Source organism: Streptomyces sp. LBL, from assembly GCF_029893585.1.
Classification (GTDB): Bacteria; Actinomycetota; Actinomycetes; order Streptomycetales; family Streptomycetaceae; genus Streptomyces.
Genome location: NZ_JARXYX010000048.1, coordinates 18586 through 33573 on the forward strand (window position 1 = coordinate 18586; position 14988 = coordinate 33573).

Consider the following 14988-nt stretch of genomic DNA (forward strand, 5'->3'; position numbering starts at 1 on the left):
TATGCACTAGTGCAATGGAGACCGCCATGCAGGGGACCCCGCAGCCGACACCACCGCCCGCCGCCTACGCCTCGACCGACCGTACGGTCCCCACGCGCTCCCCCGACCGGGCCTCCTACGACCAGGACCTGGTGCACGCGATACTCGACGAGGGGTACGTCTGCCACCTCGGCTTCGTCCGCGACGGCGCGCCGGTCGTCCTGCCGACGCTGTACGCCCGGGTCGGCGAGCGGCTCTATGTCCACGGCTCGACCGGCTCGCGTCCGCTGCGGATGACGGGACGCGCCGACGCGGGCCTGCCGGTGTGTCTCACCGTCACCCATGTGGACGCGCTGATCCTGGCCCGCTCGGCCTTCCACCACTCGCTCAACTACCGCTCCGTGGTGGTGCACGGCGTCGCCCACGACGTGACCGATCCCGAGGAGAAGCGGGCCGCCCTGGACGCGCTGGTCGACCATGTCGTCCCCGGCCGGGCCGCCGACTCCCGGCCCGCCGACAGGAAGGAACTGGCGGCCACCGCGGTGATCCGCCTCGACCTCGAAGAGGTCTCCGCCAAGCTCCGCACCGGCGGCGTCAACGACGAGCCCGCGGACCTTGCCCTCCCGCACTGGGCCGGCGTCGTCCCGCTCCGCAAGGGCTACGCCGCACCGGTCGCCGACGCCGACCTGGCCCCCGGCACCGAACTCCCGGACTATCTGGCGATGCTGTGAGAAACGGGGCCCCTTCAAGCGCACGCGAAGGGGCCCCTCCCGTCACCCGCGCACCGGTTCCTCGTCCGCCGCACCTCCCCGCGTCTCCGCCAACGCGAGTCCCGCGACCGACCCGAGCATCAGCACGGTCCCGGCGAGCGTCGGGGCGGTGAGCCGCTCCCCCAGCAGGGCGACGGCCAGCACCGCCGCGCCCACCGGCTCCAGCATCATGATCACGGACACGGTGGCGGGCCGTACAACGGCGGCGGCCGCGAAGTACAGGGCGAAGGGCCCGATGTCACTGACTCGGTAGGCCAGGGAGCCGACGGCACCCGCGGTGCCCCAGGCGACACCGGCGACGATCAGATAGGAGAGGCCCCGCCCGACGGGCAGGCCGACAGCAGCATTCGACACGTGATTCTCTCCGCAGACGCGCGCGGGGCGCGTCCTTCGCAGAGGCACGCCTGGCGCGGAAGTTCGGGAAGGACGCCCGCTCTGCGGGGTCCACGGAATTCTTCTGCGAGCAGCACCGTCACGCCCCGCGACGCGCGGGGCGTGGTTTCCGGAGGGCTCGCCTCAGGCGGCCGGCGGCGGAAGGACGAGTGCGTCGGAATACATGATCGACAGCCTACGCGGCGGTTCCCCGGGCCGACAGTTGCTTTTCGCCGCCACCGCCCGTCACCGGCTCCGCGGAGCCGGTGACGGGCGCCGACGACTGCGCGATGAACGCGCCGGCCAGGACGATCACACCGCCGATGATCTGCGGCGCCGAGAGGTGCTCGCCGAGCAGGATCCAGGCGAGCACGGTCGCCAGGACAGCTTCCAGACAGGCCACGACGCCCGCGACCTGCGGAGAGAGCCGGCGCACCGACAGCACGCCCGTGACGTAGGCGAGGACCGTGCCGACGAGCACGATCCAGCCCAGGAGCAGACCGGCCGCGACCGGAGTGCCGTCCATGTCGGCGGTGTGGGCGAGGAGAGACCAGTCCATGTTCCAGGGGCGCGCGACGGCGCTCAGCACGGCGGTGCCGACGAGGAGGCCGTAGGCGATGACCCCGAGCGGGTCGGGTGCCTCGTCGCCCGAATCGCTGCCCTGGTCGGACAGCACGAAGTAGCCGACCTGGCAGCAGGCGGCGCCGAGCGCGAGCAGGAGGCCGAGGGCGTCGAAGCTCAGGCCCGACCAGACCTCGACGACACAGGCAAGGCCGGCCACCGCGAGGACCACCCCGAGCGCGGCGGCCCGCGTCACCGGCCGCCGCTGCACGAACCGCACCCAGCCGAGCACGAGCGCGGGCGCGAGGTACTCGACGAGCAGGGCGACCCCGACGGGGATGCGGGAGATCGCGACGAAGTAGCAGGCCTGGACACCGGCCACGGCGAGCAGACCGAATCCGGCGAGCAGCGCGGGACGGCGGCGCGGCAGCCCGCGGTGGCGGACGGCGACCGGCACCATCACCAGGGCGGCGCCCGCCACGCGCAGCCACACCACGTGGAGCGGGTCGAGTCCCGCCTCGATCAGCGGCTTGGCCGCGACTCCGGACCCGCCGAAGGCGAGCGCGGACACCAGTGCGAGACCGAGCCCGACGCCCCTTCCCCGGTGGCTCTGACTGCTCTCAGACGTATGCACCGGCACATGATGACAGGCAACGACATGAGCTTCACCCCCGTTGACACCTGTCTCAGCGACTGGACCCGGCACGTGCCTCAGTGACGGGACCGGACCCGCCCGCTGCGCGCGGCTGACACTCGGACGGCCCGCCGTAAGCGTCGCGGGCATCCACGAAAGGAAGCATTTACGCCCCCGAGAGCGCGCTGCTCGTCGGCTGAGGACGCCTCGCTCCGCAGATTCTGACGGTTCATCAGTATTGAATGTTGCGGGCCCTGCGGCTACGTTCCGCGACACCGTAGCCCGCCCGTAGCCCGACACGAAGAGGTGGTCGCATGGCCGAAATCAGCGCGGAGGCCCGTCTCCCGGCGCCCCCGGAGAAGATCTGGGACCGGCTCACCGACTGGCCCCGGTACGGCGAGTGGAACGCGACCCACACCAGTTTCCCCAAGGGCGGTCCGGAGACCCTCGCCGTGGGCGGCACATTCCAGGAGAACATGAAGCTCATGGGTTTCCCGGCCGAGGTGGAGTGGACCATCGAGGAGCTGGAGCCGGCCCGGGTGTTCGCCATCCGCGGCAAGGGCCCGATGTCGGTGGTCGTCGCCACGCGCTACACCCTGACCCCCGAGGGCGACACGACGACCGTACGCATCGACGGCGAGTTCACCGGTGCCGCGGTCTCTTTGATGGCGGGCAAGCTGAAGGACTCGGGGACGGCCGCGCTGAACGAGTCACTGCGCAAGCTGTCGGGGCTGGTGGGCTGACGGCCTCCGACCCGGAGGCAGTCCACACGAAGGTGCCCCACGGATCGCTCCGCGGGGCACCTTTTCCGTCGCCTTCTTCCGTCGCCTTCGCCTGACGCCGTCTTCTTCCGTCGCCTTCTGACGCCGCCTTCTGACGCCGAAGGACGGTCAGTCCTCGTCGGCGAGGATGAGGTACAGCTTCTTGCGGGCCTCATTGATGACGGCGACGGCCTTCTCGCGCTGCTCCTTGCTGCCCGTCTTCCACACCTGGCCGAAGGCCTCCATCAGACCGAAGCCGGCCTGGCGGATCTCACCGAGGACCTCCCAGTCGACACCGCGGGAGGCTTCCTCCCAGGGCGCGTCGGGCCCCTCCTCGGCCGCAGTGCGACCGGCGTCGGTGAGCGAGAACAGCTTCTTGCCGCCCTCGGTCTCACTGACGATCAGCCCCTCGTCCTCCAGCAGTTGGAGGGTGGGGTACACCGAGCCGGGGCTGGGCTTCCATGCCCCGCCGCTGCGCTCGGCGATCTCCTGGATCATCTCGTAACCGTGCATGGACCGGTCCTTCAGCAGGGCAAGGATGGACGCGCGCACATCGCCGCGCCGCGCCCTCCCCCGCGGTCCGCCTCGACCCCTGGGACCCCAGGGGCCCGGCCCGAAGCCGGGCCCGCCGAAGCCGGGGCCCCCGGGACCACCCGGCCCGAAGGGCCCGAAGGCACCACGCCGGCCCTCGAAACCACCGCGGCCGCCCGGGCGACCTGCACCACCGTGTCCACGCTCGTATCCGTGGGAACGCATCGCCATCACTCCATTCCATCGTTGATCTGTCGCGATACTTCAACGATATATCGGAAGCACTCGCAAGACAACCCCCTCCATGCCACGCGTCGCCGACCTGTGCCAGTGAACGTTGATCGATTGCCACTGAAGGGTGATCGATGGCTGTCTGTGTCAGTGAAGGATGACGACTTGCAGGTTCGTGCCAGCCAAGGACGACCGTTGGTGGCTCTGTCGTTTGGCACTGGCAGGTCTCGTTAGGATCTTCTGATCATGGACGTGATGACGGGGAACGAGATGATCGCCATCCCGCCGGGGCAGGTGACGCTGTCGGACCGGCGGACACAGCGCAGTTGGTCGGTCGAGCTTGCGCCCTACCAGCTCGCGGCATCCCCGGTCACCCAGGCGTTGTACGCACAGATCACAGGCCAGCGGCCGAGTACCACCGCTGGCGACCAGTTGCCCATCGAGTGCGTCTCCTGGTGGGACGCGGCGCGGTTCTGCAACGCCCTGTCCCAGTGCGCCGGCCTCACGCCCGCGTACCACTTCCGTGCCGAGACCAAAGACATCGAGTGGGACACGTCCGCCGACGGGTATCGACTGCCGACCGAAGCCGAGTGGGAGCACGCCTGCCGTGCTGGGACGACCGGGCCGCGCTACGGGGAGCTCGACGAGATCGGCTGGTACCGCGGCAACTCGCACGAGCGCATCCACGAGGTGGGCGGCAAACGCCCCAACTCGTGGGGGTTCTACGACATGCTCGGCAACGTCTGGGACTGGTGCTGGGACGTCTACGACGCCGAGGTCTATGGCGCCTATCGGGTGCTGCGTGGCGGTGGTTGGTTCGATGAGCACTGGAGTTGCCGGGCCTCCGCGCGGCGCCGCAGCCACCCGACTTTCCAGGTCGACGACGTGGGATTCCGCGTCGCGCGTTCCGTCATGAGCTGATCCACGTCGTGTGCGGCCCGGCCCGCGCGGGGTCGATCGGGCGATAGCGTGATCCTCATGACGGCTGAAGACGAGGCGCTGGTCGGCGGCATGGCGAACCCGGGGGCAGTCTTCCGCCGAGGGGAGTTGGTGGAGCGACCGGCACCGCGCAACGCGCGCGCTCTCCATGCCTATCTCCTTGCGCTGAAGGAGCACGGCTTCGACGCGGCGCCGACCCCTGTCGGTCTCACTGCGGATGGCCATGAGCTGCTGACTTTCATCCCTGGCGACGTGGCTCTGCCGCCGTTCCCGGACTGGGCGATGACAAGTTCTGCCCTCGAATCGGTGGGGAGCCTGCTGCGGCGTCTGCATGAGACCAGCGCGGCCGTCGCGGTCGACACCCATGCCGAGTGGCCCCCGGACCTCGCCGACCCGGAGGGGGGAACGATGTTGTGCCACAACGATGTGTGCCCGGAGAACGTCGTCTTCCGCGACGGTCGTGCCGCAGCTCTGATCGACTTCGACCTGGCGGCCCCGGGCCGTGCTCTGTGGGACATCGCCATGACCGCGCGCTACTGGGTGCCCATGCTTGATCCCGAGTCCACGGCCGCCCTCCATCCCGAGGGGCTGGATGCGGCCGCACGGCTGCGGATTCTCGCCGACGGCTATGGCCTCGCGGCGGAGGACCGCGCCGAGTTGCCCGGCGTCATCGAGCAGGCCACGGAGGTCTGCCGAGCCTTCGTCGCCCGCCGCGTGGCCGGCGGAGACCCCGTCTATCTCCAGGCGTTGGCCGAGCGTGGTGGATGGGAACGCTGGGACCGCATGCAGACCTGGCTGGTGGACCACCGTCAGACGTTCACAGCTGCCCTGCTGCACTGACCGGCTTGGACGTTCGAAAACAGATTCACAAAAGCATCGCCTTGCGTTGGCGGTATGACTTCTGACGGCAACGCTGGGAGCACGTCCGGCGCTGTGGCCTGCTGCGTCCTTCGGGTAGGGGGCCCGAACAGACTGTGCAGGGCGGCGTTTCCACGGCTTCGTTGCGGGTCGGGGCGAGGGCGTCAGCCCTCACCCCGACCGTGGTGGGTGAAGCCGCGGGTTCGAGCGGTGGGTTGGGGTCCGGGGACGCTGGGGCTGTCTGTTGAGTGTGGTGTTCTTCGGATGGATGGGTGCGCCAGCGGTGGGCTCTTTGGCGACACCGTGCTGAGCATGTGCGGCGTCGTGACTGTCCGGGGCCGGGAGGCAGCGGGTGCCCGCAGACTTCGCATGTCCCCAGGGGTGTCGGTGTCGGGTTCCGGGGTTGGGCCGATGGGCGAGTTGGACGCGGTGGTGTCGTCCGCCAGCGATGTGCCGCTTGTCGGCAGCGTTGAGAACACGTGCGGCGCCCGCTCTTGGCAGCGTTCGGCGGCAGGGGGACTTCGCAGATCAAGCAGATCGGTGATGCGTCGACTCGCGGTCCGGAAGGTGCTTCGGGCTGTGGCGTGCGTCGCTGTTGCCGTTCGAGGTAGGCGGCTCGTCGGCAGGCCGACGAGCAGAGAGGGCGGCGCTGTCCGATACGCATCCGCATGATTTTCCTGCAGATCCGGCAGCGTTCCCGGCGCCACTGGCTGGCGGGGTGGCGCTTTCGGTATCTCTTCTGTCGGCAGGCCCTCGAACAGGTCAGCGGCTTGACGCCGAAGCTCGCTTTGGACTGTATGGGGGCCCCGCATTCCTCGCAGTTGACCGTGTTCAGGATCTGCCGGAGCTCGGCCGGGTCGCGGCCCGCGGCGGCGGCAACGCGGGGCCAGGTCGGACTGCCCCGGTGCATGGGCGGTTCAGCGAGGTATTTCCGCAGGTAGGCGGGAGGAAGGTAGTTCGCCTTAGCGAGGCGGGTGATGAACGAGGCGACTCCTTCTCCCTATCGTGGACGGACCTTGAACGGAAGGCGGGCGACATCGGTGTCCGGGGCCGACGACGTCATCCGTCGGTGCCGGGCTGCTTGCGGCGGGAGGCGATGTCGAGGTCGACGGCCAGCAGTCCTGCTTTGGTGATCATTTCGGTGCCGGTGAGGATGGCGTCGACGGCGGCCCCGCGGAGCTGGTGGGACAGGGTGCCGATCATGCCGCCGGTGCGGGTGTGCAGGAACCGGTCCAGGCGGGTGAGGGTGCCAGGCTTGTGCTGGTGCAGCAGGAGGTTCGCCTCCAACTGGGCGACCAGGGCCTTCCATTCCGCGTTGTAGGGGAAGGGGTGGGTGTCCACTGCCGTGAACCGGGCGGCGATCTGGTCGCCGCGGGTGCCGGTCAGGAGACTGCTGTCCTCGATGTCGATGCCCGCGTAGGCGAAGGTCGCCGGAATCCGCTCGGAGAAGTACTTGAGTGTGTCGGACGCGTCGGCTCCGGTGCGGGTCTGCAGCGAGATGTTGTGGATCTCGTCGACCAGGACGAGGCCGGTGCGGGCCTTGGTGCAGACGCCGACCACGGCTTCGGTGAGGTCGGTGATGTTGGAGCTTCGCAGGACCGGGAGACCGAGGAAACGGGCGAACTCGGCGGCGATCATGCGGGGTGTCGCGGCGGGCGGAACGGTGATGTAGATGACCGGTATGCGCTCGTCCTGCCCGGGGTGCCGGCGACGGTCCTGGAGTTCGTGGGCCAGGCCGAGCTGGGTCAGAGCAATCGTCTTGCCGGTGTTGGCCGGACCGGTGACGATCAGGCCCCGGCGTGCGCTGATGGCACCGCGGTTGAGGACGGTCAGGCGACGTCCGCAGGTGACGGTGCGGCGGACGGTGGAGGTGGCGACCACCTGGAGACGGGCGTGGTGGTCGAGCCGGTCCTCGTCGTAGTCGTACTTTTCCTCTTTGCTCAGGGTGTCGTACTCGTTCTTCGTCAGCACGGTCATCGTGGTGCTGGTCGTCGACGCGACAAAATGCTGCCAGCCCGGCAGGACGGTCAGGTACTGGCCGAAGTCGTCGTGCGGGCCGCTGTCGGGCATCGTCGTCATGATCTCTTCCAGGGGTCCTCGAGCGGGTCGAAGAGCCCCAGCGGGATCACCTCGGCCATGGTTTCGTCTTCCTCCGCCGGCTCGTGCGGGGCGGGTTCGTTCTGCGTGCTCGGCGGTGGCGGTGTTGTGGCCGCCGTCGGCGTGGTGGCCTTGGTGCGGGCCGCGACGCGGCGGTCCTTCTTGGCCGTTGCGGCTTTCCTGCTCTTCTTCGCCGTCGGCCGGGCAGGACCGGTGTGTGCGCGGGTGAGCAGGGCGGCGACGGCCTCGGCGAGTTCTTCCTCGGTGGCTTTGGGCAGTTGGTGGCTGACGTGGTCCCAGGCCAGGTCGCCGAAGGGGACCGGAGCCCGGTTCAGGTACTTCCAGGTCGCCTGGACCCATTCGCCGCGGTGATTGCGTACCCAGACGCGGGAGACGTCGTAGGGGTCACGGTGGACCTCCCAGAGCCCGCGTTTGGCGGTGATGCCCGAGTCGCGCCGTCGCATCGGCCCGAGTTCGGGGGCGTCGTAGGTGCGGTTGTTGATCCGGATGCCGTAGGAGTTGACGGCCCGCCAGGCCGCGGGCAGGAGTTCGATGTAGTCCTGGCCGCTGAGCGCGACCGGGACGTAGCCGCAGGCCTCGACCAGGGCGGCGTACTTCTGGTTGGGGGTGAACAGGCGTCCCGGGTGGTCGGGATCACGCAGCCCCTCGTGCGGGCGGTTCTGCCACTTCGCGACGATCCACTCGTCCAGCAGGTCCTGGAGTTCAGGCAGTGACCACAGGTTCTCCTCCTCCGGGTGCCGGCCGCGGTGGTCGGTGTTGCGGCCGGTGTAGCCGGGGAGGAACTGGGCGAACATCGTCGCGACGGAGCCCAGCATCTTCTCGATGTGACCCTTCTCGAAGGGCGAGCCTTTGTGCGTGGGCTGGAAGTCGATCTCCAGGAACCGGCAGGAAGCCCGGAAGTTGTGCGAGACGAACACCTTGCCGTGATCGCAGACGATCATCTCCGGGACGATCACCGGCTTGGCCGCGGCGTGATCGAGGCGTTCGTCGATGGTCAACAGGCGGCGGTGCGGCAGCACCGAGCGCGACATCTTCAGTGCGTCGATCCAGCCCGGCCGCATCAGTTCCGGCGTGACCGTGCGGGCCAGCAGCACGCTGGCGTCGACCGACTTCGTGGTGGGCCTGAGCACCGCCGCGGTCAGCGTCCTGGACGCGACGTCGATCATGCCGGTCAGTTCGACCTTGCCGACCACTCCGTCGTCGAGGCGGACCATGACGTCCAGCGGAGTGGAGTCGATCTGCATGACCTCGCCCGGAGCCGACACCGTCAGCTCTCCGAACGGGGCAGCGGCCCCGTGGGCCTTCGACCTGCGGGTGACCGCCGACCCGGTCGTGTGCGTGCCCACCGCCAACCGGTCCAGCAGGCGGTAGAGCGTTCGCCGCGACGGCAGTTCGGCCAGGTCCCCGCCGTCCTCCCGAAGAATCTCCCCCGTCCTCCAGATCAGGTAGGCCCCGTTGCGTGTCGAGGTCTCGACGCCCTCTTTGATCGCCTGCCGCATTGCCGCGACGACGGCGTCAGGTGCGTCACCGAACTCCTTGCGCTTGCGGACCGAACGGTGGTCTCCGGTGGTGGTACTCAAGGACAGCGCCGGTATCCCGACCGGGTCAGATCAACCTCCGCGGCCTGCACCCGCTCCTGAGAGCCGAGATCCAGTGGGGACTGTTCGTCCACGCCCGTGGATCGGGCAGGCGCTGGGAACTCACCCAGATCCAGAGCCTGGCGGACTACTGCCGCGACCACGGATTTCACTCGCTCACCGACTTGACTGCCGACAGCGTGGACCCGGACGGGGAAGGGGGTCGGCTGACCACAGCCGGCCGGGATGCCTCCTACCTCGCCCGGATCCTCATCGACCTGCTCACCCCGCTCTATGTGACGCCGGAGCAGACCCGCGAGCAGGGTTACCTGAACACCGAGCACTTCGGCGCAGGCTGAACAACCGGTCGCCACGCATCGACCTGACCCCGATATCTCAGCGATGACTCCGAGACCTGGCCTGGGATCATTTCGCCGCGATACTGCGATCCCCGAGCTGCCCGCGCTCAGGTCACACCTTCGACGGCACCCGGAGAGCCTGCACCGAACTCAGCGCCTTCCTGGAGATCCAGGCCCCGGCGGCGGTCACGACCCACGGCTGCTTCGGCCGCACCACGTTCATGACTTCGCTGCTGACCTCCTGGAGTTCCCTCATTCGATCAGGTAGTCGGCCGCACAAGCGAAAGCTAAGAGCTCGTAACGCAATCTTGGTGACATGTGCTGGTAAAGCATGTGCGGTGTGATGATCCGGCCGTTGATGGCCGTGTCCAGGGCATCCTGTACGTCTTGGCCAGCAAACTTTCGCCTTGCTCCAGCAGTTCAAACGCCTCGCTGTCCGTCGCGAACGGCTCCTCGAACTCCACGACGCCTTCGTTACGTTGGCCTGCAGCCTGATCTGGAGACGGCTCAAGAACGTCAACTCATGACCCTGTGGCGAGCTCATAGGGCGTGGCGGCGGCGTGGCCCCTTGTTGGATGGGGGCAGCCAGCTGGCTGCCCCCATCCAACGCTAGATAGTGGTTTATGCCTTCTGGGTCAGAGGGTCAGTTGATCGAGGATGCCGGCCACCTCCGCCGACTTGAGCAGAAACCCGACGTGGCTGGTGGCCAGCGTGTGCACGTCGTACGGGTTGCCAGGCGTCAAGGCATCTGCTTCAGCGATCAGGCGGTCCTGCATGGCCACGGGAAGCGACCGGTCATCGGTGAGACGGATGTATGTGCGGGCAATGCTGCCCCAGGTGTCGGCGTGACCACGCGCGTCGGCCATCATCACCGCCAGGGACTCGTCCGGCTGCAGGATGTTGAGGAATGCCCGGAACTGTTCATCGGTGCCGTCCGCCATCATCGCCGCTTTGAGCCCGGCCAGCATGACCGGGTCGGCGGTGCGGTAGTTGGCCCGGCCAACGCCGAGTTCGGCGGGATCGCCGACGTTCAGCGCAGCCAGCGGTGCGAGCAGGTTGTCGCCGAACTCGGGCTCCTGCATGTACTCGATGGGGTTGGAGCGTTGCACGCACGACCAACCGGAGATGTAGACGAGCCGGCTCACCAGGTCTGGGACGATGTTGCCCACACCGGTGATGGTGGTTCCACCGAGGCTGGCGCCCACCAGTACCACCGGCCCGTGCTCGGCCACCCGCCGGACGACATCGACGACCATGTCGACGTTGTCCTGCAGGGTGATCCCAGCCAGTTTCGACGGCTCGGCCGCCCACGCATCGAGATCCTGCGGCGCCTGGTAGGCGGCCGGGTACTGCGCGTCAAAGCCATGCCCCGGGAGATCGACGGCGAAGCTGCGGTGGCCGAGCAGCGCCAGTTCGCGCTGGACAGGAGCCCACATCAACGAACTGGAGCACACGCCGTGCACGAGCACGAACGTCGCATCCGCATCGCGGGCCTGGCGCGGACGGGCAGAGTTGCTGGAGACAGATGTCATACGGGTCAGTCCAATGTCCGGTGGGCGGCGCGGCAGGCATGTCTGAAGGCTGATGCCTACGTGGTGCGCCGCCGAAGCTGAAGAGAGAAACGAGCGCGCCTGTCACCAGGCGCAGCGCGGTTCAGAGCCGGGCGCACGCAAGCCGACGGCAGCGATCATCCTGCGCACGCCACCTGGTCAGGGGCAGCACGCAAGGCGGATGCGCTGACCGGCAGCGGTGCGCGTCGGCGGTCAGGGCCGAGCGACACCCGCAAGGCAGTGCCGTGAGACGCGATGGTCTTCTGCGGGTTCCTCGGCTGGCGCCCGTCGCTGAGCGACTGCGGCGGCAGACGTCTTAGGCGGTCCGAAGCCGGACGAACATGTAGGACATGACGAGCACCCTACCTGATCACCGCCAAGGCCGATCCCGTCCCAGCTGTGGAGAGCACGCCTCGAACTCCGCACGTCTCAGGTCTCGTTGGACGGACCATCGACAGACTGGGACACGGCTCCTTCTCTTACCTCCTGCATAGACCCAATGATTGGTTCGGAGAAGCGACGCTGCTTGAATCCTGCGGATACGTGCCAGTGCCGCTCGGCGGTGAGGACTACGTCGAGTTGCTGCCCGAGCGCTGGCAGGCAATCAACGCCTACGGGATCCGCATCAAGCACCGCACCTACGACAGCCGTTCTGGAAGCACCTGCACCGCGTCGGAGTCCCCTTCGGTGAGCTGGCCTGGGACCACGCTCGCGCCCAGGTCCCCGGCGGCACCGAGGAACAGATCGCAGATGCGGCCGCAGCCCTGCTGCGCCGGGCCCACGTATCTGCTCGTGGACCATCTGCGGTGGCTGGAGCGGAAGTGCTTGGCCTTCGATTCGGTCCAACTGCGGCACCTTGAGCGGTACATGGGCATCGTCGGCGCCGAGGTTCGCATGCCGCTGGGTAAGCCGTGGCGGGTCGGGAAACACCCCTACGGACGGTCCGCGCTGTCGACCGCGGCGGCTTGCCTGAAGGGTTTCTACCTGCATCAATCTTCCCTCGGCGTGAACGGTGAACTCGGCAGGAGGCTCGATACGTCCCGGCTGCCGTCTCGGGTGGACAAGCGCCGCTCGTTCCTCGGGCACGTGAAGAACGCCCTGCCCACCAACCCGCTCGCGCCCTCGGGGCCGCACCGTCGGCATCCGAAGATGCCGCCGGACGGGGCGAGGGAGAAGCTGCTGGCCACGGTGAATGCCGCCCGGGACCGGCTGGTTGTCGACTGGCTCGCCGACGGGGGTCTACGGATCGGTGAGCTCTGCGGGCTTCACCTTGTCGACCTGCACCTGCGTGAGAACGCGGTCTGCGGCGAGTGCCGCACCCCGCACCTGCACGTCTGTCACCGTCCGGGCAATCCGAACCGGGCCGAGGCGAAGACCAAACACCCCTGGCACATCGAGCGCGGCACCGTGACCGGCGGGCTGATCAAGCGGGTCAGCCCGGCGATGGTGCACAGCTACTTCGAGTACGTCACCACCGAGTACCCGCGCGGGGCCGGGCACGGCATGCTCCTGGTCCAGCTGCACGGCGCCGATGTTGGGCAGCCGTGGGCGCCGGTCGGGGCCCGGCGGATGCTCGGCCGGGCTGGGAAACGCGCTGGTCTGGGGCTGGTGAAACCCCATGCCTTCCGGCACAGCTTTACCTCGGCGGTTCTCGACGCTGCTGACGGCAACCTGCTGATCACCGGGATTGCCGGCGGCTGGGCGTCGGCCTCGATGGTCGACGAGGTCTACGGGCACGTGGATGTCCACGATCCGGCGTTCGATGCCGCACTGCGCGCGGTCTGCGGTGAGGCGTGATGCGGCGGCAGGAGTACCTTCGGCCGCTGTTCGCTGAGCGTCCGGACCGGGTCGGCCGCGACCGGCTGGAGATCCTGACCGCGCTGATCGGAGGGCCGTCCTTCGACCCGGTCTACCGGCCCGACATCATCGAGATCCCGCGCGGCCACGCGATCTACCGGTGGGAGTGCGTCGTCAACAGCTGTGAACGCACCCGGACGGGCGGGTCGGACCTGTGCTCGGAGCATCAGCGGCAGTGGGTCTGCGACAGCGAGAACGGCGTGGGCCGAGCCGCCTTCGTGGCCGCCGCCCAGGGGCTGGAGCGACACGTCGGAGCGGAAGAGGCCATCTGCCAGATCTGCCCTGAACGGCCTGCGGCACACAGCGACTTGCGGCTGTGTCAGCGGCATCTGAGCCGGTGGACCATGCGCAAGAAGGAGGGAGATGACAGCGACTCCTTCGCGGCCTGGGCCAGCGGCGAACAGACGTACCCCGGCTACGGACCCTGCGGCGCGGTCGTCTGTCCGAACCTGGCCGACTCCCCGCTGGGGTTGTGCTCGTGGCACGGCAGCCGCTACCGCCGTGACGGCAGGCCCGGTGGCGCCGCGATGCCGCACAGCTGGTGGCAGCGATACGAGAAGTTCGGGAAGACGGTCCCGATTGAGTACGGCGACCAGGCGGCATTCCGACGCTGGTACACCGCCGTCCCCGCGCATCCGTGGCCGGGGCAGATCAACCTGCGCGGGCTACGGCCCCTGGTGCGGGCCGAGATCCAGTGGGGACTGTTCGTCCACACCCGCCGGGCCCGGCCCAGCCGGTGGGATCTGGGCTGGATCCGGTCGCTGGTGACCACGTGCCGCACGTTGGAAGTGAACTCGCTGATCGACTTCGAGTTCGGGACCGGCGGTTCTGCCGGGTTCACCGGCGCGATCGCCAAGAAGATCCTGCACGAGCTGAGACTCGTCTATTTCACTCCGGCCGAAGCCAAGGAGGCCGGCTTCCTGGAGACCGAACACTTCGGGGTGCTGTTCCCGCATCGCATGAGCCACTTCGACCTGTCGAGTATCCCGCAGCGCTGGTTGCTGGACCTGACCTGGGACTATCTGGCTGATCTGCTGCGTTCGCCACGTTGTCCGAGGTCGGGTGGCCCGTTCGACGGTTATCGTCGGGCCGCGCTGGAGTTGGGAGTGTTCCTGGAGCTTGAGGCTCCGGACGGTGGCCATGACCCCGCCGTCCTTCGAGGTGAGCACGCCCAGCGGTTCGTCGCCGATCAGCGGCACCGTGAACGCGAGGGTCTGGAATCGCTGGCGGTCAAACGGCCGGGCGGGGCCGCAGGCATCGTGACCCCGACCACCCGGTCGGTGGTGTTCAACGCGATCCGCAAGCTGCTGCGTGACGCGTTGGATACCGGTGTCGCCGACAAGCTGGGTCTGGAAAGAGAGTTCATCACCGCGCTCCCGACCGCCGGTGCCACCACGGGCAGGACTGCACGCCGTCCCTTCCCTGACGAAGTCGCCCAGGCGCTGGCCGCCGAGACCAACCTCGCCGAGTTCGCGGCCACCTATGACCTCAATGACAACGGGGCCCGTGACATCTGGGAGACCACCGTCACCACCGGCCGTCGCATCGGCGAGGTGATCAAGGTGCGGTGGGACTGCATCGGCCGCTACGGCGGCCTGGCGATGTTCTGGCACGACCAGACCAAGGTCGGCAATTACGACGTCGCGATCCGGATACCCGAACGCCTCTACGAGATCCTCGCCGAACGCCAGCGCAAGACCCTGGACCGGTTCACCGCCCGTTACGGCTACCGGCCGACCGGTGCCCAACGCGCCGGGCTGGCCCATTTTCCACGGTCTACCGCAGTCAGGACGGGACGGTGTCGCTGACCCATCAGTGGTTCTATAGCCGGTTCCGGCCCTGGGTGGACGCCATGGACCTCGGCCACTACGTCCCCCACCAGGCTCGCCAT

At 68.4% G+C, this 14988-nt stretch carries 13 protein-coding genes and 2 pseudogenes; 8 read left to right on the forward strand and 7 right to left on the reverse strand.

All coding sequences use genetic code 11. From position 1 onward, the window contains the following. Window positions 1-26 precede the first annotated feature (26 nt). Window positions 27-710: a pyridoxamine 5'-phosphate oxidase family protein gene (locus M2271_RS38630; RefSeq protein WP_280892136.1), complete on the forward strand. Its 684-nt coding sequence runs from the start codon at window positions 27-29 to the stop codon at window positions 708-710. Window positions 711-752: 42 nt separating this feature from the next. Here M2271_RS38630 and M2271_RS38635 read toward each other — a convergent pair. Both M2271_RS38635 and M2271_RS38640 read right to left on the reverse strand, forming a co-directional pair. Further along, a pseudogene (locus tag M2271_RS38635) lies at window positions 753-977 on the reverse strand (EamA family transporter); the annotation flags it as partial. 340 nt (window positions 978-1317) lie between these two features. Then, window positions 1318-2322 (reverse strand): EamA family transporter, encoded by a 1005-nt coding sequence (locus M2271_RS38640; protein ID WP_280892137.1) that lies wholly within the window; start codon window positions 2320-2322, stop codon window positions 1318-1320. Window positions 2323-2630: 308 nt separating this feature from the next. Between M2271_RS38640 and M2271_RS38645 the strand changes: the two genes are divergently transcribed. Then, window positions 2631-3059, forward strand: coding sequence for an SRPBCC family protein (locus M2271_RS38645; protein ID WP_280892138.1), 429 nt, complete (start codon window positions 2631-2633; stop codon window positions 3057-3059). A 147-nt stretch (window positions 3060-3206) separates the two neighbouring features. Here M2271_RS38645 and M2271_RS38650 read toward each other — a convergent pair whose 3' ends face one another. After that, window positions 3207-3833, reverse strand: a complete 627-nt coding sequence (locus M2271_RS38650) for a PadR family transcriptional regulator (RefSeq protein WP_280892139.1) — start codon at window positions 3831-3833, stop codon at window positions 3207-3209. Between the two features lie 252 nt (window positions 3834-4085). On the opposite strand from M2271_RS38650, the gene M2271_RS38655 reads away from it, so the two are divergent. Together M2271_RS38655 and M2271_RS38660 are read left to right on the forward strand one after the other, a co-directional pair. Next, window positions 4086-4760, forward strand: a complete 675-nt coding sequence (locus M2271_RS38655; protein ID WP_280892140.1) for an SUMF1/EgtB/PvdO family nonheme iron enzyme — start codon at window positions 4086-4088, stop codon at window positions 4758-4760. Window positions 4761-4817: 57 nt separating this feature from the next. After that, window positions 4818-5618, forward strand: coding sequence for a phosphotransferase (locus tag M2271_RS38660; protein WP_280892141.1), 801 nt, complete (start codon window positions 4818-4820; stop codon window positions 5616-5618). A gap of 1077 nt (window positions 5619-6695) precedes the next feature. Here the strand turns inward: M2271_RS38660 and M2271_RS38665 are convergent. Then, window positions 6696-7715, reverse strand: a complete 1020-nt coding sequence (locus M2271_RS38665; RefSeq protein ID WP_280892142.1) for an ATP-binding protein — start codon at window positions 7713-7715, stop codon at window positions 6696-6698. Continuing rightward, complete coding sequence (locus M2271_RS38670; RefSeq protein ID WP_280892174.1) at window positions 7712-9253, reverse strand: transposase family protein; 1542 nt, start codon at window positions 9251-9253, stop codon at window positions 7712-7714. Before M2271_RS38670 ends, M2271_RS38665 begins: the two co-directional genes overlap by 4 nt. 263 nt (window positions 9254-9516) lie before the next feature. Between M2271_RS38670 and M2271_RS38675 the strand changes: the two genes are divergently transcribed. Next, window positions 9517-9690, forward strand: a complete 174-nt coding sequence (locus M2271_RS38675; RefSeq protein ID WP_280892143.1) for a hypothetical protein — start codon at window positions 9517-9519, stop codon at window positions 9688-9690. A 112-nt stretch (window positions 9691-9802) separates the two neighbouring features. Here the strand turns inward: M2271_RS38675 and M2271_RS38680 are convergent, their stop codons facing one another. Continuing rightward, on the reverse strand, window positions 9803-9946 hold the full coding sequence (locus M2271_RS38680; protein WP_280892144.1) for a hypothetical protein: 144 nt from the start codon (window positions 9944-9946) through the stop codon (window positions 9803-9805). A gap of 379 nt (window positions 9947-10325) precedes the next feature. Next, window positions 10326-11222 (reverse strand): alpha/beta hydrolase, encoded by an 897-nt coding sequence (locus tag M2271_RS38685; protein WP_280892145.1) that lies wholly within the window; start codon window positions 11220-11222, stop codon window positions 10326-10328. A gap of 534 nt (window positions 11223-11756) precedes the next feature. On the opposite strand from M2271_RS38685, the pseudogene M2271_RS38690 reads away from it, so the two are divergent. The 3 genes and pseudogenes from M2271_RS38690 to M2271_RS38700 form a co-directional block, all read left to right on the forward strand. Next, a pseudogene (locus M2271_RS38690) lies at window positions 11757-12022 on the forward strand (integrase); the annotation flags it as partial. Further along, the gene (locus M2271_RS38695) at window positions 11991-13037 is read left to right on the forward strand and encodes a tyrosine-type recombinase/integrase (protein WP_280892146.1); all 1047 of its coding nucleotides are present in this window, start codon (window positions 11991-11993) and stop codon (window positions 13035-13037) included. The pseudogene M2271_RS38690 and the gene M2271_RS38695, both read left to right, overlap by 32 nt. Continuing rightward, complete coding sequence (locus tag M2271_RS38700; RefSeq protein ID WP_280892147.1) at window positions 13037-14905, forward strand: hypothetical protein; 1869 nt, start codon at window positions 13037-13039, stop codon at window positions 14903-14905. Before M2271_RS38695 ends, M2271_RS38700 begins: the two co-directional genes overlap by 1 nt. The last annotated feature ends 83 nt before the right edge of the window (window positions 14906-14988 follow it).